We start from the raw sequence: 20388 nt of genomic DNA on the forward strand, positions 1-20388 counted from the left end.
AAAGATAACGGCGCGGGGGTGGGCACGGTTAGTCAATTCCTGCAGGCTTATTGCACAATCCTGCGAGAAGCGTAGGGAGGACGTTCTGCCCCAGGATTTATTCCAGGCCCAGGCCTCATGTTTCAGGGTGATGACAGGCTGCGCACTTGCCTGATCCACGCTATCTCGCAGGATCAGGCAAGGATGCTGCAGAATCGACGTAACACTTTTTGAAAAGCCGCCGCTAAGCTGAGCCCATCAAAGCAGCGTGTAGAGGACGCCCCATGCCGTCGCCCGAATCCAAGTTCATTCCCCTCGATGCCGAGATGGAGAAACAACGCGCCGAGCTGGCCAGTATCGTGCACCGCCATACCTGGGAGGACGGCTCCTACGGCACGGCGATCACCTCGCTGTACCTGAACCGCCACAACGCGCCGCGGGATTTCATGCCGGTGCTGGTGGAACCCGCGCTGTGCATCCTCGCCAGTGGCAGTAAGGAAGTGCGCCTGGCCGACGAGATCTTTGCCTACGACCCGCTCAACTACTTGGTGTTCTCGGTGGCGATGCCGGTAGCCGGCCGCATTATCGACGCCACCGCCGAGGACCCGAACCTCTCGGTGCGTATCAATATCGACCCGGCGCAGCTCACAGCGCTGATCGCAGAGGCCGGGCCGATGGGCGTGCCCTCGCGCCCGACCTCGCGAGGCATGTACGTCGACCGCATCGATCACGCACTGCTCGACGCGGTGCTGCGCCTGACCCGCTTGCTGGACACCCCTAAAGACATCGCGATGCTCGCGCCCTTGATCAACCGTGAAATTCTCTACCGCTTGCTGCGTGGCCCGCAGGGTTATCGCCTGTATGAAATCGCTGTGGCTAACAGCCAGAGCCATCGGGTGAGCCAGGCGATCACCTGGTTGAACGGTAACTACGAACAGCCGCTGCGTATTGACGACCTGGCCAAAGAAGTGAACCTGAGCGTCTCGACCCTGCACCATCGCTTCAAAGCGATCACGGCCATGAGCCCGCTACAATACCAGAAGCAACTGCGCTTGCAGGAAGCCCGGCGGCTGATGATTGCCGAAGGGCTGGAGGCCTCGGCGGCGGGCTATCGGGTGGGGTATGAAAGCCCGTCCCAGTTCAGCCGGGAGTACAGCCGGTTGTTTGGTGCGCCGCCGCTGCGCGACCTGGCCCGGTTGCGCCAAAGCATCTGATGTACGCAGAGCAACATGTGGGAGCTGGCTTGCCTGCGATGGCGGTGTGTCAGTCACTAATGAGTCAACTGAACCACCGCTATCGCAGGCAAGCCAGCTCCCACATTTGATCTCAGGTGTTTGTTAGTCCAAGGTTCTTGGTAGTTGCAGGGTAACGCGCAGGCCGCCTTCACGCAGGTTCTGCAAACTCACTTCGCCCCCATGGCTGTGGGCAATATTGCGCGCAATCCCCAACCCCAATCCGTAACCCTGCTGCTGGCCGGCCAGGCGGAAGTGCGGCTCAAACACCTGCTCCAGTCGCTGCTGCGGCACACCGGGGCCCTCGTCATCCACATGCAGGATGAACTGCACGCCATCGTCCTCGATATGCAAATGCGCGTTCTGACCGTACTTGAGCGCGTTGTCGATCAGGTTGCCGATGCAGCGCTTCAGCGCCAGCGGCTTGCCTGGGTAGGCTGACAGGGCCGCGCCATCAAGGGTCACTCGGCCATTGCCATGGGGTGCCAGGTACGGCTCCACCAGGCATTCGAGGACGTGGTTGAGATCCACCGGCTGGATGTTTTCGTGGATGTCGGTGTCTTTCACGCATTGCAGCGCGCCCTTGACCAGCAATTCCAGCTCATCCAGGTCACGGCCGAATTTGTTTTGCAGGTTCTCGTCTTCCAGCAATTCCACACGCAGGCGCAGGCGGGTGATGGGCGTGCGCAGGTCATGGGAAATCGCGCTGAACAACTGGCTGCGCTCGGTCAGGTAACGGCTGATGCGTTCACGCATGGCATTGAATGCACGGCCCACTTCCACCACTTCACTGCCGCCGCCTTCAGCCACCGGCTCCACATCGGCGCCCAGGGACATGTCCCGCGCCGCTCGCGCCAGGCGCTTGAGCGGTCGGCTTTGCCAGTGCACCAGCAGGCCGATGAACAGCAGCAGAAAACCGCTGGTGAGCACGATGAACCACACCTGCTGGGACGGCAGGCCTTGCTCTTCCAGGCTGGTGTAGGGCTCGGGCAATAGCGAGGCGATGTACAGCCATTCACCGGGTGCCAGTTGGATCTGGGTGACCAGCACCGGCGGGTTCACCGGCTCCAGGGTCAACGCGTAATGGGCCCAGGAGCGTGGCAGTTCGTCGAGCTTCAGGCCGGCATTGAAGATGCGCAGGTCTTCGGCGCTGACGAACTCCACCGAGATATGCACGTCGGCACCCAGGGTCTGGCGCAGCACTTCATCCACTGCCACCAGCACCGCCTGCTTGCGCGGGGTTTCAGGCAGTATCTGCATGTCTAGCGGGCGATCGTTGAGGGTCACCACAAAACGCGTGCCGCCCATGCTGCGCAATTGGTCCAACACCAACGGGCGATAGGCCACCGGCAGCGACCGGAAGTAACTCACGCTGGCGGTCATTGAATGCGCCAAGCTGCGGGCGCTGGTGACCAGGCCCTCCAGCTGGGTGGCGCGCAATTGCGACACCCAGATCACGCTGGACAGCGCCTGGGCGAACAGCACCGCCAGTAAGGTCAGCAGTAACATGCGCCCCAGCAGCGAGCGGGGTACCGGGAAGCGGTGACGGCGTTCGTTCAGCGCTTCAGTGGGCATTGCCGGCAACCACGCTGGCTGCCAGTTGATAGCCGCTGCCGCGCACGGTGCGGATCAGCCGCGGAGGTTTCTCGGTGTCGCGCAGGCGCTGGCGCAAGCGGCTGACGGCCATGTCGACGATACGGTCCAAGGGCATGAGGTCGCGGCCACGGGTGGCGTTGCCGATGGTGTCGCGGTCGAGGATCTGTTGCGGGTGGTCGAGAAACAACTTGAGCAAGGCGAAGTCGGCACCGGAGAGGATCACCTCTTCACCATCCACATGAAACAAGCGGTGGCTGATCATATCCAGGCGCCATTCATCGAACACCCACACATCACCGCCGCTGCTGCGCTCCTGGCCGAATTGGCAGCGGCGCAGCAGTGCCTTGATACGCGCCTGCAACTCGCGGGGGCTGAACGGCTTGCCGATATAGTCATCGGCACCCAGCTCCAGGCCGATCACGCGGTCGGCTTCGTCGGAACTGGCGGTGAGCATGATGATCGGCACCTGCGCCTGGCGCGGGTGCTGGCGAATCCAGCGGCACAGGCTGAAGCCGTCTTCGTCTGGCAACATGACATCGAGGATAACCAGGTCGCACGGCGCCTCGTTCATTGCCTGGCGGAACCCCGCACCGTCGGACACGCCACGGACCTGGAAGCCGGCGCGACTGAGGTAGGTTTGCAGCAATTCGCGGATTTCCTGGTCGTCGTCGACGAGGAGAATGGATTTACTGATTACGCTCACGGGGGCCTCCTTGTTGTTATGGCCTGGCTTAAATCATCGGGTGCGCTTTAGGCCGTCATCGCAGGCAAGCCAGCTCCCACACTTGGAATGCATTCCAGACTGTGGGAGCTGGCTTGCCTGCGATGGCGCCATTATGACCTATGCAAAAGCTTGCTCAAGCGCCACACCAGCCCCAGTCAACCCGGAATACGGCGCTGTCACCAGCCACACCGGAATACCTTTGAAGTAGTCGCTCATGCAGCCTTTGTCGCGAAAACTCTGGGCAAAGCCACTGTTGATAAAGAAGTCGGCAAACCTCGGTATCACCCCACCCACGATGTACACGCCACCGCGCCCACCGGTGGTCAAGACGTTATTGCCCGCCACTCGGCCCAGCCAGATGCTGAACTGGTCCAATACTTCCATGGCCACCGGATCGCCGGCCAGGCCCGCCGCCGTGATGGCTTCGGGGGTGTCGAGCACCGGCTCGTGCCCATCCACCGCACAAATCGCCCGGTACAGCCGTGGCAGGCCGCCACCGCTCAACGCGGTTTCGGCGCTGACATGCCCGATCTCGCTGTAGATGTGTTGCCACAGCTGGGTTTCCCGTGGGCTGCTCAGGGGCAGGTCGACATGCCCACCCTCCCCCGGCAATGCTGCCCAACGGCCTGCGCCGAGGTCCAGCAAGGTGCCGACACCAAGACCCGTACCCGGGCCGATCACCACGGCCGGGCGCAAGGGCTCCGGCGTGCCTTCGCAGACCACGCGGAATTCGTCGGGCTTGAGCCGGGTCATGCCCAGGGCCATGGCCGAGAAGTCGTTGACCAGCAACAGTTCATCCACCTGCAGGGCCTGGCAAAACGCGGTTTTGCTCAGGCGCCAGTGGTTGTTGGTGAACTTGAATTCATCGCCGCTCACCGGCCCGGCCACCGACAGGCACACCGCACCGATGTCCCCGATTTCCAGGCCTTCCTCTTTGAGATAGACCTTGATCGCCTCTTCAGGGCTGCCGTGATCCGCCGTGGCATGCACGCGGATCGAATGCAGTTCCTGATCCCGCCATAACGCAAAACGGGCGTTAGTCCCCCCGATGTCACCGACCAGCGCAAGCTTCACTTAAGCGTCTCCAAGGCAGAGGTAAAGGCGCTGGCGCCCTGCTCTGCGGAGCTTGCGGCCAAGCGCATGAATGCAAACAGCTCGCGGCCGGCCCCCACGTTATTGCCCAACAGGCCCGTGGCAGGCGTGCGCGCTGCAAATACTTCGGCGTCCACCTTAAGCTCCAGGGTGCCGGTAACGCCATCGACGCGGATGATATCGCCATCCTGGACCCGCGCCAGCGGCCCGCCGCTCTGGGCTTCGGGGTTGACGTGGATCGCGGCAGGGATCTTACCCGACGCGCCGGACATGCGCCCGTCTGTTACCAACGCCACTTTGAAACCACGGTCCTGCAACACGCCCAGGAACGGGGTCATCTTGTGCAGTTCCGGCATGCCGTTGGAGCGCGGCCCCTGGAAGCGCATCACCGCGACAAAGTCTTTTTCCAACAGGCCAGCCTTGAAGGCATCGGCCAAGTCCTGCTGGTCCTGGAACACCACCGCGGGCGCTTCGACAACCTGATGCTCCGGCGCTACCGCCGAAACCTTCATCACGCCACGGCCTAGGTTGCCTTCCATCACGCGCAAGCCGCCTTCCGGCGAGAACGCACGGGCCACCGGGCGCAGGATGGTTTCGTCGAGGCTTTCGATCGGGCCGTCGCGCCAGACCAGTTCGCCATCCACCAGGAAAGGTTCCTGGATATAGCGGCTCAGGCCCTTGCCGGCCACGGTGTTGACGTCTTCGTGAAGCAGGCCGGCTTCCAGCAGTTCGCGGATCAGGAACGACATACCGCCCGCCGCCTGGAAGTGGTTGATGTCAGCCTTGCCATTTGGATACACGTGGGACAGGGTCGGCACCACCTCGGAGAGGTCGGCCATGTCCTGCCAGGTCAGGATGATGCCTGCCGACATGGCAATGGCCGGCATGTGCAGGGTGTGGTTGGTGGAGCCGCCAGTGGCGTTGAGCGCAACGATGGAGTTGACGATGGACTTCTCGTCGACAATCTCGCCAATCGGCGTGAAATTGCCATTGGCCTTGGTCAAACGCGTGACCTGATGCGCAGCTTCACGGGTCAACGCATCCCGCAGGGGCGTGTACGGGTTGACGAACGAAGCGCCGGGCAAGTGCAGGCCCATGACTTCCATCAGCAACTGGTTGGTGTTGGCGGTGCCGTAGAAAGTGCAGGTGCCGGGGCTGTGGTAGGACTTCATCTCCGATTCCAGCAGTTCTTCGCGGCTGGCCTTGCCTTCGGCATAGCGCTGGCGCACATCGGCCTTCTGCTTGTTGGAGATACCCGAGGGCATCGGCCCGCCTGGCACGAAAATCATCGGCAGGTGGCCGTAGCGCAGCGCGCCCATCATCAGGCCAGGAACAATCTTGTCGCAGATGCCCAGCATCAGCGCGGCGTCGAACATGTTGTGGGACAGCGCTACCGCCGTGGACATGGCAATGACTTCGCGGCTGAGCAGGCTCAGCTCCATGCCCGGCTCGCCCTGGGTCACGCCGTCGCACATGGCGGGGGTGCCGCCAGCGAACTGGCCGACCGAGCCAACTTCGCGCAGCGCCTTTTTGATTTGTTCGGGGAAATGCTCGTAGGGCTGATGCGCCGAGAGCATGTCGTTATAAGAAGAAACAATTGCCACGTTGGCGGCATTCATCATGCGCAGGCTGTTTTTGTCTTCGGTGCCGCAACCGGCCACGCCGTGGGCGAAGTTGGCGCATTGCAGCTTGCCGCGCATCGGACCGTCGCTGGCTGCGCCGCGAATGAGCGCAAGGTAAGCCTCGCGGGTGGCGCGGCTGCGGGCGATAAGCCGTTCGGTGACCTCAAGAACGCGGGGATGCATGTATAGAACTCCAGGCTAACGGATGTGGCGACCTGAGTGTCTATGCTGATCAAACGCCCACGGCTCATGGGATGGCAGGGGGTCGTTTGGATCATCGGACCAGTTGATTCAGGTCACTCGTTGTAGATTGAACAAAATATTGCCACTAAAAAGGCTTGTTTTCTATTTTTATGCGAATAATCTTGTAATTCTTACAACAAATCGACGACAGGCACTTTCCGATGACTCTTCGAATCGCAATCAATGGTTTTGGCCGTATCGGCCGTAATGTCCTGCGCGCACTGTATACCCAAGGCTATCGCCAGGATCTGCAGATCGTCGCCATCAACGATTTGGGCGACAGTTCGATCAATGCCCACCTGCTCAAGTACGACACCGTACACGGCACTTTCGACGCAGAGGTTGCCCACGATCAGGAAAGCCTGACCGTCAATGGTGACCGGATTGCCGTGAGTGCCATTCGCAACCCCGCCGACCTGCCGTGGGCTGCGCACAAGATTGACGTGGTGTTCGAATGCACCGGCCTGTTCACCGACCGTGACAAGGCTGCCGCGCATATTAGCGCTGGCGCGCGCAAGGTGATCATTTCGGCCCCGGCCAAAGGCGCGGATGCCACTGTGGTTTATGGCGTAAACCATGACATCTTGCGTCAATCCCACCAGATCATTTCCAACGCATCGTGCACCACCAACTGCCTGGCGCCGGTGGCCCAGGTGCTGCACCGCGAGCTGGGTATCGAAAGCGGCCTGATGACCACCATTCACGCCTACACCAACGACCAGAACCTTACCGACGTGTACCACACCGACCCGTACCGCGCGCGCTCGGCCACCCAGAACATGATCCCGAGCAAGACCGGCGCCGCTGAAGCGGTGGGCCTGGTGCTGCCGGAACTGGCAGGCAAGCTGACCGGCATGGCGGTGCGTGTGCCGGTGATCAACGTGTCGCTGGTAGACCTCACCGTGCAGTTGAAGAAAGAAGCGACGGCCGATGAAGTCAACGCCCTGCTCAAACACGCCAGCCAGCATTCGAAGATCCTCGGCTACAACACCCTGCCGCTGGTTTCCAGCGACTTCAACCATAACCCGCTGTCGTCGATCTTCGATGCCAATCACACCAAGGTCAGTGGCAAATTGCTCAAAGTGCTCGCGTGGTATGACAACGAGTGGGGCTTCTCCAACCGTATGCTGGATAACTGCCTGGCGTTGTGTAACGCCGAGTAACTCCACAAGATCGACCAGATCGTTCCCACGCTCTGCGTGGGAATGCCACCCTGGACGCTCCGCGTCCTGCTCTTAAAGTTGTGACGCGGAGCGTCACAGGATGTGTTCCCACGCAGAGCATGGGAACGAGCGGCACAATCTCCAAGGCATCTCAAAGTGCCACTTGCCATTTCAGTTGATGATAAGCATTATCATTCACTGCAAATCGGTCTGGTATCACTGTGAGCCAATCTCGCTTCAACCACGTCTTCCTCACCCAACGGGTGATCCTGCTACGAACTCTGCAACGCATGGTGCATAACCACAGCACTGCCGAGGACCTGTTGCAGGAAACCTACCTGCGCGTGACTCGGGCCCTCAGCGAGCGGCCAATCGACCACCTTGAACCCTTTGTCTACCAGACGGCGCGCAACCTGGCGCTGGATCACTTGCGTTCGCGCAGGATTCAGGCGCGTACCCTGCAGGAGGATGTCCCGCTGGATGTCCTACAAAGCGTCGCCGCGCCGGCCAGCACGCCGGAGGAAGCTACCCAGGCCGAGCAGCTACTGGAGCAGCTGAGTGTCAGCCTCGGCCAGTTGAGCGCCCGCCAGCAGCGGATTTTCATCCTCAGCCGTCTGCACGGTTGCAGCTATCAGGAAATTGCCGATCAGTTGGGTGTGTCCTTGAGCACGGTGCAAAAGGAACTCAAATTGATCATGGCTATCTGTGTGGGTGTGGCCGAACGGCTGGATCAGCCTTAAGCTTCACCCGACAGAGGTGTCGATCCAAGCTGTAGGAAAAATGAATAGAACGTGGCGAAGACCCGAGGAACACCGTGACGGACCCGAATAAACTGCGCCCCCATGCGTTGGCTCATGAGGTGTTGCAAGACGCGGCCATGGACCAAGCCCTCGATTGGCTGATCGCCTTGCAGTGCCCGCAACCTGGGCAGCAGGCCGCGTTCGACGCCTGGCTGGCCCAGGACCCGGCGCATGTCCACGCCTTCAGCAAGGCCCAGGCCGCCTGGGGTGACGCGCCGGTACACAGCGCCGCCGTGGCCCTCGCCGCACCGCGCAAGCCCAGCGGCTGGCGCCGGATCAGACCGCACTGGAAACCCCTGGCCACCGCCGCCGTGTTACTGCTCGGCCTGTTCAGTTTCAGCAACCTGCCGGTGCGTTTGCAGGCCGACCATCTGACGGTGGTCGGCGAGCGCCAGCGCCTGCAACTGGACGATGGCTCCAAGGTACTGTTGAACACCAACTCGGCATTTTCCAGCACCATCAACCACCACCAGCGCATTGCCCGCCTGTACCAGGGCGAAGCGTTCTTTGAAATAGCGCCCACCCGTGGCCTGCCCCTGGAAATAGACGCCGGCCCGGTGCGCGCCAGCGTGCGTGACACCGCCTTTGCCGTGCGCTACCTCAATGGCGAAGCCCAGGTCCAGGTGCAGCGCGGCGATGTCGACCTGAGCAACACGTTCGACGATGCCCGTGTGCGCCTGAGCGCCGGTGAAAGCATCCGCATCGGCCCCAAGGGTTTCGGCCAACCGGCCAAGCTCGATCCCAGCAAGGACCTGGCCTGGGTGCAGGGCCGGCTGGTATTCGAAAACTGCCCGCTGAGCGAAGTGCTGGCTGAGCTGCGCCGCTATTACCCCGGCTGGATCGTCAACAACAACGAGCAGTTGGCCAGCGTCGCCGTCACCGGCAACTACCGCCTCGACCAGCCCCTGGACGTGGTGCGCTCCCTGGCCCACATCACCTCGGCCAAGCTGTCGGAGTACCCGGCGCTGGTGATCCTGAACTAAATGAGAATTATTTTTACTCGATGTTAACCGGCGATACGTCTCGTTATAGCCAATGCAACTGATTCCTATTTGGTTCGGTTCGCAACTATAAGATTCGTATTCCCGGAGCGCTCTCGATGTCCTCTCGTTTCAACCGCCGGTCTGCTTCGCCCGTTTTGTCCTTGCTGACCGCCGCGATCCTGCTGGCTGGTGCGCCCGTCATGAGCGCCACCGCCGCGGAACCTGCCGCTCGCAGCCACGCCAATTACACGTTCAGCATCGAACAGCAGCCATTGGTGTCGGCACTCAACGCTTTCACCGCAGTGACCGGCTGGCAAGTGGGCCTGCCGGCCGAACTGGGCCAGGGCGTATCGTCCCCTGGCGTGCGCGGCCCGCTGCCAGCGGAAAAAGCCCTGGACCGGCTGTTGGTGGGGACCAACCTGAGCTATCGCAAACTGGGCACCAACAACATCGTGCTGGAAAAACGTAGCGCCGGCAGCGCCCTCGCCCTGCAACAGGTGACCATCAGCGCCACTCGCAATGAACAGGATGTGAACAGCGTACCGAGCACCGTCAGCGTGCACGACCGCGCAGAACTGGACCGCCAGAACGTCAACAACATCCGTGAACTGGTGCGCTACGAACCCGGCGTCTCCGTCGGCGGCGCCGGTACGCGCTCGGGTAACGCGGGCTACAACATTCGTGGCATCGACGGCGACCGCGTCCTCACCCAGGTGGATGGCGTCGAAGTGCCGGACAATTTCTTCAACGGCCCTTACGCCAAGACCCGCCGCAATTACGTCGACCCGGAAATCGTCAAGCGCGTGGAGATCTTGCGCGGCCCGGCCTCGGCCCTGTACGGCAGCAGCGCCATCGGCGGCGCGGTGAGTTATTTCACCCTCGACCCGGATGACATCATCAAGCCAGGCCAGGACGTCGGTGCCCGCCTGAAGACCGGCTACAGCTCCGCCGACGAGAGCTGGCTGACCTCCGGCACCTTCGCCGGGCGTGTGCAAGACTTCGACGGTTTGCTGCACCTGAGCCAGCGCAATGGCCACGAAACGGAATCCTACGATGGCAACAACGCCACCGGCCTGGCCCGTACCGGCGCCAACCCGGAAGATGCGCGCACCACCAACGTGCTGGCCAAGCTGGGCTGGAACTATGGCGATGACAACCGCCTGGGCCTGACCTACGAGAAGTTCAAGGATGACCGCGACGTCAATCTGAAAAACGCAGTGGGCGGTCCGTTCATCGGTGGCCGGGGCATGAACCTGTACCGCGATCGTCGCGGTAACGACACCATTACCCGCGAGCGCTTCGGCCTGGAAAACACCTTTGCCCTGGAGTCGCCGATTGCCGACCGCATCAAGACCAGCCTCAACTACCAGATCGCCAAGACCGACCAGACCACCGCCGAAATCTACCAGACCGGCCGTCGCGTCCTGCGTACCCGCGACACCCTTTACGAAGAGAAGCAGTGGGTCTTCGACGCGCAACTGGACAAGGCCTTCAGCCTCGGCGAAACCGACCACCAGGTGACCTACGGCACCACCCTCAAGCAGCAGAAAGTCACCGGTTCACGCGAAGGCTCGGCCTCGTGCCTGGCCATCGGCGCCGGCTGCACCGCCATCGGCGCGCCAAGCCCGCAAGCGAGCGACAGCGTGAAGAAGGCCAGCGACTTCCCCGACCCAACCATCAACACCTACTCGCTGTTCGCCCAGGACCAGATCACCTGGGACAAATGGACCTTCCTGCCCGCCGTGCGTTATGACTACACCCGGCTCAAGCCCAAGCTGACCCAGGAATTCCTCAACACCGTCAACCCGACCGGCGCCTATGCCGTCGATGGCAAAGACAAGACCTGGAACCGCGTAACACCCAAGTTCGGCCTCACCTATGCCCTGACCGACAACTACACCTGGTTCGGTCAATACGCCGAGGGCTTCCGTACGCCGTCTGCCAAAGCGCTGTACGGTCGCTTCGAAAACCTCAACCTGGGCTACACCGTCGAACCCAACCCCGACCTCAAGCCAGAAACCAGCAAAGGCATCGAAACCGGGATTCGCGGCAAATTCGACGAAGGCTCCTTCGATATTGCGGTGTACTACAACAAGTACCGTGACTTTATCGACGAAGACAACGCCGTGGTCGGCGGCACCGTGGAGCAATTCAAGGCGGTCAACATCAAGCGCGCCACCGTCAAGGGCGTGGAAGCCAAGGGCCGCCTGAACCTGGATACCTTCGGCGCGCCGAAGGGCCTGTATACCCAAGGCTCGGTTGCCTACACCTACGGTCGCAACGACGACAATGGCGAGCCGTTGAACAGCGTCAACCCGCTCAAGGGCGTGTTTGGCCTGGGCTACGACCAGGACAACTACGGTGGCCTGGTGAGCTGGACCTTGGTGAAAAAACAGGACCGCGTCGACAGCACCACCTTCCACGCGCCCGACGGCGGCACCGACGGCCCGTTCAAGACCCCGGGCTTCGGCATCCTCGACCTGACCGCTTATTACAAGGTGAGCAAAGACGTGACCGTCAACGGTGGCCTCTACAACCTCACCGACAAGAAGTACTGGAACTGGGATGACGTGCGCAGCTACGACAGCGTCGGCGAAGCCGGTGTGACCGGCCCGGCCAACCTCGACCGCCTGACCCAGCCCGGTCGCAACTTTGCGATCAACGTGATCTGGGACATCTGACCCTTCCGCCTCACCTCGCCGCCATTGCATCCGCGGCGAGGTGAGGATTTTTTACTGTGCCGCGTCTTCTTGTTCGTCTAGTTGATAACAGCTCTCTTCAGGGCGCCCAGGCGCTTCTCTTCTCAAGGATTTTTTTCATGACCACTTCTTCCACCGCAGAACGTCCAAGCCTGCGCTCCCAACGCCTGAACCAGATCACCAACGAGCCGCACACCAAGCTCGACGCATTGGTGAAGGCTCACGCGCCGTTCGAAACCCAAGCCAACTTCGCCCGCTTCGTAGTGGCCCAGTACCTGTTCCAATCGGAACTGGTGGCCTTGTACAACGATGCCGAACTGAACCAGATCATCCCTGACCTGGCCGCCCGCTGCCGCGCCGAAGCCGCCAAGCTCGACCTGGCAGACCTGGACACCGAAACCCCGGCCCCGGTTGCCGGCGCGGTGAACAACCCCAGCAAAGCCGAAGCTTTGGGCTGGCTGTTCGTCTCCGAAGGCTCCAAGCTGGGCGCTGCGTTCCTGATCAAGCGCGCCGTGGGCCTGGGCCTGAGCGAAACCTTCGGTGCCCGCCACCTGGGCGAGCCGGCCGGTGGTCGCGCCGAGGGCTGGAAAAGCTTCACCCGCACCCTCGACGGCCTGGCATTCAGTGCCGAAGAAGAAGCTGCCGTGGAAAAAGGTGCGATTGATGCGTTTGTGCGCTTCACCGTGTTGCTGGAACAGGCGTACGCTAGCGCACCAGAACTGGCGTAAGTGTTCTGGTAGACAGCGGTTCAATGTGGGAGCTGGCTTGCCTGCGATGGCGGTGGGTCAGCGCCAGATGTTTAACCTGATACACCGCAATCGCAGGCAAGCCAGCTCCCACACTTGGGTGCATTTCATGGCTGATAATGTGTAAACCTTCCCACCAGAAAACTGCAGCATGACCGGCAAACCCCAATCCTCCTCCAAAATCGCCCAAGTCCTCTTTGGCCTGCTGGCCTACGTCAGCCTGGGGATCGGCTTGGTGGCGATTGTGATACCGGGGTTGCCCACCACCGAATTCATCTTGCTCGCCGCCTGGGCCGCCACCAAAAGCTCGCCGCGCCTCAGCGCCTGGCTGGAAAACCACCGCCTGTTCGGGCCGATCCTGTCCAACTGGCGCAATGGCAAGATCATCGCCCGCCGCGCCAAGGTCAGCGCCACCGTGAGCATGTTGCTGTGCGCCGTGCTGATGCTGGTGATGCTCGATCACGGCTGGCCGGTGTACCTGGCAATTGCCGGAATGAGCCTGGGCAACCTGTGGATCTGGTCCCGCCCCGAGCAGCTCGCACGCCCCGTATAACGGCCGGTGTAGGCATTTTCCTACCGCTCATCGCCTATTGCTCATGAATTGATTTGTGACGCCGATGTTTCAGGTACGGCGCCGAATGGACTTGGCTCTTCTGCGTGCATTCCAACAAGTCCATTCGTGAGTGAACCTATGTTCGACACCCTCTCCATCCGCTTGAAAATCGTGTTGCTGTCCGGCCTGTGTCTGCTGGGTGTGATTGCACTGGTGGTCGGCATCAATATCTACAACACCAACCAGAACGATCGGCTGGTCAGTGATTCAAGCTCACGAATGCTCACCGCCAGCGTGGAGCAGTTGCTGCAATCCAAAGCGGCCGAACAGGCCGGCCACTTGCAGCAGACCTTCGGCGAAAACCTGCTGGTGGTCACAGCCCTGGCCGACCAGATCAAAGACCTGCGTCAGTTGGGCATCCAGCGTTCCCTTGAAGCCGGGGCCCTGCGTGAAGAGCTCAACCGCAGCGTCAAAACCGCGTTCGAGCGCAACACCAAGGTGCTGGGCATCTGGTTATCGTTCGAACCCAACGGGCTGGATGGCAAGGACAGCGAATTCATCGACGACAAGGCACGCGTCTCCAATGAAAAAGGCCGGTTTTCCAGCTACTGGAGTCGTGCTGGCGGCGAAGGCCAGAACACCATCATGGTCGAAGATGACCTGACCAAGACCACCCTCAACCTCAGCGGCACGCCCTACAACATCTGGTACACCTGCCCACGAGACACGCGCAGTACGTGCCTGCTGGACCCGTACGAAGACACGGTGGCCGGCAAACCGGTACTGATGACCACCATTTCCCTGCCGCTGATCGTCGACGGCAAAGTCATCGGTGTCGTCGGCGTGGACATCGCCCTCACCGCCCTGCAAGCGACCACCGATGCTGCGCAGAAAGACCTGTTCAACGGTGCCGCCCACCTGGAGATTCTGTCCAGCACCGGCCTGATCGCCGCCTACAGCGGTGAACCAGCCAAAGTCGGCAAGAACCTGATCGACAGCATCGGCGCCGAAGGCAAAGAGATCGTGCAACTACTGGCCAATGACCGGCCTGTTATCCGTGAACAGGACGACACCATTCGTGCCGTGTACCCGCTCAAGCCGATTGCCGGTGCCAAATCCTGGGGCGTGGTGATCAAGCTGCCCAAAGCGGTGATGCTGGCCGACAACGAAAAACTGCAAGCCGTACTCGACGAGGCCCAGGCAACGGGCACGCTCAAAGCCCTGCTGGTGGCCGCCGCCGCTGGCCTGCTGGGCTTGCTGTTGATCTGGCTGACCGCTACTGGCGTGACCCGCCCTATCAATAGCGTGGCCGCCATGCTCAAGGACATCGCCAGCGGTGACGGCGACCTCACCCAACGCCTGGCCTATGCCAAGAAAGACGAACTGGGCGAGCTGGTGAACTGGTTCAACCGCTTCCTCGACAAACTGCAGCCGACCATTGCGCAGATCAAGCAAAGCATCACCGAAGCTCGTGGGACGGCCGATCAGTCGTCCGCCATTGCGCGCCAGACCAGCGAAGGCATGCAGGTGCAGTTCCGTGAAATCGACCAGGTCGCCACCGCGTCGAACGAAATGAGCGCCACCGCCCACGACGTGGCCAACAGCGCCTCCAATGCCGCCAGCGCGGCACGCGGTGCCGACCAGTCGGCCCGCGAAGGCATGTCGATCATCGAGCAGAGCACCCGCGATATCACCACCCTGGCCGACGAAGTCAGCAAAGCCGTGGGCGAAGTCGAAGCCCTGGCGGTCAACAGCGAGCAAATCGGTTCAGTGCTGGAGGTGATCCGCAGCATTGCCGAACAGACCAACCTGCTGGCGTTGAATGCGGCGATTGAAGCGGCACGCGCCGGGGAAAGCGGACGTGGTTTTGCGGTGGTGGCCGACGAGGTGCGCAACCTGGCCAAACGCACCCAGGACTCGGTGGAAGAAATCCGCCTGGTGATCGAGCGTATCCAGAGCGGCACCCGTGGCGTAGTGGCGACCATGCACTCCAGTCAGCACCAGGCGCAGAGCAATGCCGGGCAGATCCATCAAGCCGTGCAAGCCCTGGGCAAGATCAGCGACGCGGTCACCGTGATCAGCGACATGAACCTGCAAATCGCCAGCGCGGCCGAACAGCAGAGCGCGGTGGCCGAAGAGGTCAACCGCAACGTCTCGGCGATTCGCACCGTGACCGAAACCCTCACGGGTCAGGCCACCGAGTCGGCGGCGATCAGCAGCCAGCTCAATGCGCTGGCCAGCCAGCAGATGAAGTTGATGGATCAGTTCAGGGTCTGACTCGGTTCTGAAACATTGCCCCCTGTAGGAGCGAGCTTGCTCGCGAAAAACGTCAACGATAACGCGTGCTTCCTGAATAAACGCGGCGCCTTTGAGTTCTTCGCGAGCAAGCTCGCTCCTACATATAGAGCAGGGCAGTGGTGAATTACCGGCCGGGCCAGGCCTGGACGAACGGCGTCAGGTCTTCCTTCGGCGCCGTACGCGGTGGGTTCTGCGGCGTGCCCAGGTAGAGAAAGCCAATCACTTCTTCATTCGCCGCCAACCCCAGGCCTTTAGCGACATGGGCTGAGTAGGACAATTCGCCGGTACGCCACACCGCACCAATACCCTGGGCATACGCCGCCAGCAGAATGCCGTGGGCCGCACAGGCGGCGGCCAGCAACTGCTCGGACTTGGGCACTTTGAAATGCTCTTGCACACGTGCAATCACCACCACCACCAGCGGCGCACGCAGCGGGCCGTTCTGGGCCTTGTCGATGGCGGCTTGCGGTGCGTCGGCGTCTTGCAGACGAGCGGCTTCGGCCAACAGCGTGCCCATCTGTTCACGGGCTGCGCCTTCCACGGTGAGGAAACGCCACGGGCGCAGTTGACCGTGATCGGGCGCGCGCATGGCGGCGGCGAACAGCAGGTCGCGCTGCTCCTGGGTCGGTGCCGGGTCGAGCAAACGGGGCACGGAAACACGGTTGAGCAAAGCGTCGAGAGCCTGCATTGGCCACCTCCATAAAAAAATGTGCAGCCATTCTAGCGGGAAAGAATCGGGATGCCACCAAACGATAATTGCTCTTATTCAATCTGCCCTGCCCTGTTAGACTTTGCGCCTTAATTTTCTGCCCTCGTCCAGGAATCTCGATGTTCCGTGCGCTTTTGTACCTGCCTGCAGCGTTGATGGCTTTAAGCCTGACTGCTTGCGATGACGCCCCTCGCTTCACGAAAGCAGAGCCGGGTGAATCGCGGGCCGGTGGCGCGGCGACGGTAAACAAGCGCGACCAGAACGCCTTTTCCTTACCCTCGGCCAACCTGGCGCCGACGCGGCGCCTGGACTTCAGCGTCGGCAACAGTTTCTTTCGCAACCCGTGGGTGATTGCGCCGTCCACCACCACGGCGCGCGATGGCCTGGGCCCGCTGTTCAATACCAACGCCTGCCAGAACTGCCATATCAAGGATGGCCGTGGCCACCCGCCACTGCCCGACGCGCCCAATGCCGTATCGATGCTGGTGCGCCTGTCCATCCATCCCTCTATTACAGAGCAGCCAGCCTACGCCAAGCTCATCGAACAGATCGGCGTGGTACCCGAGCCGGTCTACGGCGGGCAACTCCAGGACATGGCGGTGCCTGGCGTTGCGCCGGAAGGCAAGGTGCGGGTCGACTACACACCGGTCAACGTCAGGTTCAAGGACGGCACGCTCGTTGAATTACGCAAGCCCGACCTGCAGATCACCCAACTCGGCTACGGCCCGATGCACCCCGACACACGCTTCTCGGCGCGTATCGCCCCGCCGATGATCGGCCTGGGCCTGCTCGAAGCGATCAGCGATGCCGATATCCTGCGCAACACCGACCCCAAGACCGCCGACAAAGAGGCCATCCTGGGCCGCGCCAATTGGGTCTGGGATGACGCTCAGGCCAAAACTGTCCTCGGGCGTTTTGGCTGGAAAGCCGGGCAGCCCAACCTCAATCAACAAAACGTTCACGCGTTTTCTGGTGATATGGGCCTCACCACGTCCCTGAGACCCTTTGATGACTGCACCGACGCCCAAGTGGCCTGCAAGCAGGCGCCCAACGGCAATGGCCCGCAGGGTGAACCGGAAGTCAGCGATAACATCCTGCGCCTGGTGCTGTTCTACACCCGCAACCTCGCGGTGCCCGCACGTCGGGACGTTGATACGCCGCAAGTGCTGGCCGGCAAGAACCTGTTCTACCAGGCCGGTTGCCAGGGCTGTCACAAGCCCAGCTTCACCACCGCCGCCGATGCCGCCGAACCTGAACTGGCCAACCAGTTGATCCGCCCTTACAGCGACCTGCTGCTGCACGATATGGGCGAAGGCCTGGCCGACAACCGTAGCGAATTCAAAGCCACCGGCCGCGACTGGCGCACCCCGCCGCTGTGGGGTATCGGCCTGACGCAAACCGTGAGTGGCCACACCCAGTTCCTGCATGACGGCCGCGCCCGCAACCTGCTTGAAGCCGTGCTGTGGCATGGCGGTGAAGCTCAAGCGGCGCAGCAACATGTGTTGTCGTTCAATGCCGAGCAGCGTGCCGCGTTGCTGGCGTTCCTGAATTCTTTATAAGCTTTGCCCCACTTACAGAAGGGAGCTCGACATGTTTCGTCCCAAGTTGTTGTTCACCAGCCTCGCCGCCCTGGCCTTGGGCGCTTGCTCGCCCCAAGACCCGCAAGCAGTGACCTCGGCAGCCATCGCCAAACAAGTGATCCTGCCAACCTATAGCCGCTGGGTTGAGGCCGACCGTCAACTGGCCGTCAGCGCCCTGGCCTACTGCCAAGGCAAGGAAAGCCTGGACACCGCCCGCGCCGACTTCCTGCACGCGCAAAAAGCCTGGGCCGAGTTGCAACCGCTGCTGATCGGCCCGCTGGCCGAAGGCAACCGGGCGTGGCAGGTGCAGTTCTGGCCAGACAAGAAGAACCTGGTCGGCCGCCAGGTCGAGCAACTGGTCAGTGCACAGCCGCAGATCGACGCCGCGGCCCTGGCGAAATCCAGCGTGGTGGTGCAGGGCCTGTCGGCCTACGAATACATCCTCTACGACGCCAAGCCCGACGTCGCCGACGAAGCCCAGAAAGCCCGCTATTGCCCGTTGCTGATGGCTATCGGCGAGCGCCAGAAAGTCCTGGCCGAAGAGATCCTGGCCAGTTGGAACAGCACCGACGGTATGCTCGCGCAAATGACCAAGTTTCCGAACCAGCGCTACGCTGATTCCCACGAAGCCATCGCCGATCTGCTGCGCGTGCAAGTGACCGCCCTGGACACCCTGAAGAAAAAACTCGGCACCCCAATGGGCCGCCAGACCAAGGGCATCCCGCAACCGTTCCAGGCCGATGCCTGGCGCAGCCAGTCGTCCCTGCAGAGCCTGGAAGCCAGCCTCGCCGCGGCTCAGACCGTGTGGGTAGGCGTCGATAACAAAGGCCTGCGTGGCCTGCTGCCGGCGGACCAGAAGCCACTGGCCGAGAAAATCGACGCCGCCTACGCAGCGTCGCTGAAACTGTTCGCCAGCAACCAGCGCACCCTCAACGAACTGTTGAACGACGACGTCGGGCGCCAGCAACTCAACGACATCTACGACAGCCTCAACGTAGTCCACCGCCTGCATGAAGGTGAACTGGCCAAGGCGCTGGGCGTACAACTGGGCTTTAACGCCAACGACGGTGACTGATGATGCTCAGGCGACAGGCTTTGGCGGTGGGCAGCGTGCTGCTCAGCGCTATCACCTTGGGTGGCTGGACGCTGTTCAAGCACAAAGACAAAGGCCCGCTGCTGCTGTCGGCGCGCGATGACGCCGACGGCAAGCACTACGCTGTCGGCTATCGCCTGGACGGCAAGCCGGTATTTGCAACCCAGGTCGGCCAGCGCTGCCATGACATCATCAACCACCCGACGTTGCCGATTGCGTTGTTCGTCGCCCGTCGCCCAGGCACCGAGAGTTACCTGATCGACCTGCGCGATGGCAGGCTGCTGCAAACCATCACCTCCAACGCCAACCGCCATTTCTATGGCCATGCGGTGATCCACAAGAGCGGTGACTGGCTGTACGCCACCGAGAACGACACCTCCGACCCTGGCCGCGGCCTGTTGGGTGTGTATAAGTTCGAAGGTGAGCGGCTGGTGCACAGCGGCGAGATATCCACTCACGGCATCGGCCCGCATCAAGTCTCGTGGATGCCCGACGGCGAGACGCTGATCGTGGCCAACGGTGGCATTCGCACCGAAGCCGAAAGCCGGGTAGAAATGAACCTCAACGCCATGGAGCCGAGCCTGGTGCTGATGCGCCGTGACGGCAGCCTGATCAGCAAGGAAACCCTGGCCCAGCAGATGAACAGCGTGCGGCACATGGGCATCGCCAGCGATGGCACCATCCTCACCGGGCAACAGTTCATGGGCCCGTCCCAGGAGCGTTCCGAGTTGCTGGCGATCAAGCGACCGGGGCAGCCGTTCGTGGCGTTCCCGGTGGCTGACGAACAGTTGCAGGCGATGGGGCATTACACCGCCAGCGTGGCGGTGCACAGCGAACTGCGCCTGGTGGCGTTGACGGCACCTCGTGGCAATCGCTTTTTTATCTGGGACATGGACACCGCCGAACTGCGCCTGGATGGGCCCTTGCCTGACTGTGCGGGGGTGGGTGCGGTGGCGGATGGATTTGTGGTGACATCCGGTCAGGGCCGTTGCCGCTTCTATGATTGCCGCCAGGAAAAGTTACTGGCAACACCACTGGAGTTACCGGCGGGGTTCTGGGATAACCACCTGCACCTGGTCTAAAGACCGACGACATCAAAATGGCTGATCGTTCCCACGCTCTGCGTGGGAATGCGACCCGTGACGCTCTGCGTCACTGGCGCTAACGGACGAGACGCAGAGCGTCTCAAGAGGCATTCCCACGCAGAGCGTGGGAACGATCATGAACGCGCCCATCCTGGATGAACGTGTCGTCTGCGGTTTTTTGGCGAGCAAGC

The 20388-nt window shown here is 61.8% G+C and carries 16 protein-coding genes; 11 read left to right on the top strand and 5 right to left on the bottom strand.

Translation table 11 applies throughout. The annotated features are described in order from the left end of the window. The first annotated feature begins 263 nt into the window (after positions 1–263). Positions 264–1193 carry an AraC family transcriptional regulator gene (locus BT204_RS13875; RefSeq protein ID WP_057975091.1) on the top strand — a complete coding sequence of 310 codons (930 nt, stop codon included), beginning with the start codon at positions 264–266 and terminating at the stop codon, positions 1191–1193. Positions 1194–1316: 123 nt separating this feature from the next. On the opposite strand, the gene BT204_RS13880 is transcribed toward BT204_RS13875, so the two are convergent. The 4 genes from BT204_RS13880 to edd form a co-directional block, all read right to left on the bottom strand. Continuing rightward, a complete protein-coding gene (locus tag BT204_RS13880; protein WP_072447166.1) occupies positions 1317–2786 on the bottom strand; it encodes an ATP-binding protein in 1470 nt (489 codons plus the stop codon). Further along, the gene (locus BT204_RS13885; protein ID WP_003193918.1) at positions 2776–3510 is read right to left on the bottom strand and encodes a response regulator; all 735 of its coding nucleotides are present in this window, start codon (positions 3508–3510) and stop codon (positions 2776–2778) included. The genes BT204_RS13880 and BT204_RS13885 overlap by 11 nt, the downstream gene beginning before the upstream one ends. 138 nt (positions 3511–3648) lie before the next feature. Beyond that, a complete protein-coding gene (locus BT204_RS13890; protein ID WP_072447167.1) occupies positions 3649–4605 on the bottom strand; it encodes a glucokinase in 957 nt (318 codons plus the stop codon). After that, positions 4602–6428, bottom strand: coding sequence for a phosphogluconate dehydratase (gene edd / locus BT204_RS13895; protein ID WP_014719752.1), 1827 nt, complete (start codon positions 6426–6428; stop codon positions 4602–4604). Before edd ends, BT204_RS13890 begins: the two co-directional genes overlap by 4 nt. 221 nt (positions 6429–6649) lie before the next feature. Between edd and gap the strand changes: the two genes are divergently transcribed. The 7 genes from gap (at position 6650) to BT204_RS13930 (ending at position 15709) form a co-directional block, all read left to right on the top strand. Continuing rightward, complete coding sequence (gene gap / locus BT204_RS13900; protein WP_003193921.1) at positions 6650–7651, top strand: type I glyceraldehyde-3-phosphate dehydrogenase; 1002 nt, start codon at positions 6650–6652, stop codon at positions 7649–7651. A gap of 221 nt (positions 7652–7872) precedes the next feature. Further along, a complete protein-coding gene (locus BT204_RS13905; protein ID WP_072447169.1) occupies positions 7873–8391 on the top strand; it encodes an RNA polymerase sigma factor in 519 nt (172 codons plus the stop codon). 74 nt (positions 8392–8465) lie between these two features. Next, positions 8466–9434, top strand: a complete 969-nt coding sequence (locus tag BT204_RS13910; protein WP_072447170.1) for a FecR family protein — start codon at positions 8466–8468, stop codon at positions 9432–9434. Between the two features lie 116 nt (positions 9435–9550). After that, entirely contained in the window at positions 9551–12115 is a 2565-nt protein-coding gene (locus BT204_RS13915; protein ID WP_072447172.1) for a TonB-dependent receptor, read from the top strand. A 137-nt stretch (positions 12116–12252) separates the two neighbouring features. Then, positions 12253–12861 (top strand): biliverdin-producing heme oxygenase, encoded by a 609-nt coding sequence (locus BT204_RS13920; RefSeq protein ID WP_034128616.1) that lies wholly within the window; start codon positions 12253–12255, stop codon positions 12859–12861. 169 nt (positions 12862–13030) lie between these two features. Next, complete coding sequence (locus BT204_RS13925; protein WP_014719757.1) at positions 13031–13432, top strand: YbaN family protein; 402 nt, start codon at positions 13031–13033, stop codon at positions 13430–13432. Between the two features lie 138 nt (positions 13433–13570). After that, positions 13571–15709 carry a methyl-accepting chemotaxis protein gene (locus BT204_RS13930; RefSeq protein ID WP_034128617.1) on the top strand — a complete coding sequence of 713 codons (2139 nt, stop codon included), beginning with the start codon at positions 13571–13573 and terminating at the stop codon, positions 15707–15709. Positions 15710–15854: 145 nt separating this feature from the next. Here BT204_RS13930 and BT204_RS13935 read toward each other — a convergent pair whose 3' ends face one another. After that, complete coding sequence (locus BT204_RS13935) at positions 15855–16418, bottom strand: NAD(P)H nitroreductase (protein WP_038451385.1); 564 nt, start codon at positions 16416–16418, stop codon at positions 15855–15857. Between the two features lie 140 nt (positions 16419–16558). On the opposite strand from BT204_RS13935, the gene BT204_RS13940 reads away from it, so the two are divergent. From BT204_RS13940 to BT204_RS13950, 3 genes are read left to right on the top strand one after another with little or no spacing between them, the layout of a single operon-like run. Beyond that, positions 16559–17998 carry a di-heme oxidoreductase family protein gene (locus BT204_RS13940; RefSeq protein ID WP_072447174.1) on the top strand — a complete coding sequence of 480 codons (1440 nt, stop codon included), beginning with the start codon at positions 16559–16561 and terminating at the stop codon, positions 17996–17998. 31 nt (positions 17999–18029) lie between these two features. Then, positions 18030–19094 carry an imelysin family protein gene (locus BT204_RS13945; protein WP_054897663.1) on the top strand — a complete coding sequence of 355 codons (1065 nt, stop codon included), beginning with the start codon at positions 18030–18032 and terminating at the stop codon, positions 19092–19094. A gap of 2 nt (positions 19095–19096) precedes the next feature. After that, positions 19097–20194, top strand: a complete 1098-nt coding sequence (locus tag BT204_RS13950; protein WP_032902721.1) for a DUF1513 domain-containing protein — start codon at positions 19097–19099, stop codon at positions 20192–20194. Positions 20195–20388 lie beyond the last annotated feature (194 nt).

The organism is Pseudomonas sp. NFPP02, from assembly GCF_900119355.1.
GTDB lineage: Bacteria > Pseudomonadota > Gammaproteobacteria > Pseudomonadales > Pseudomonadaceae > Aquipseudomonas > Aquipseudomonas paracarnis.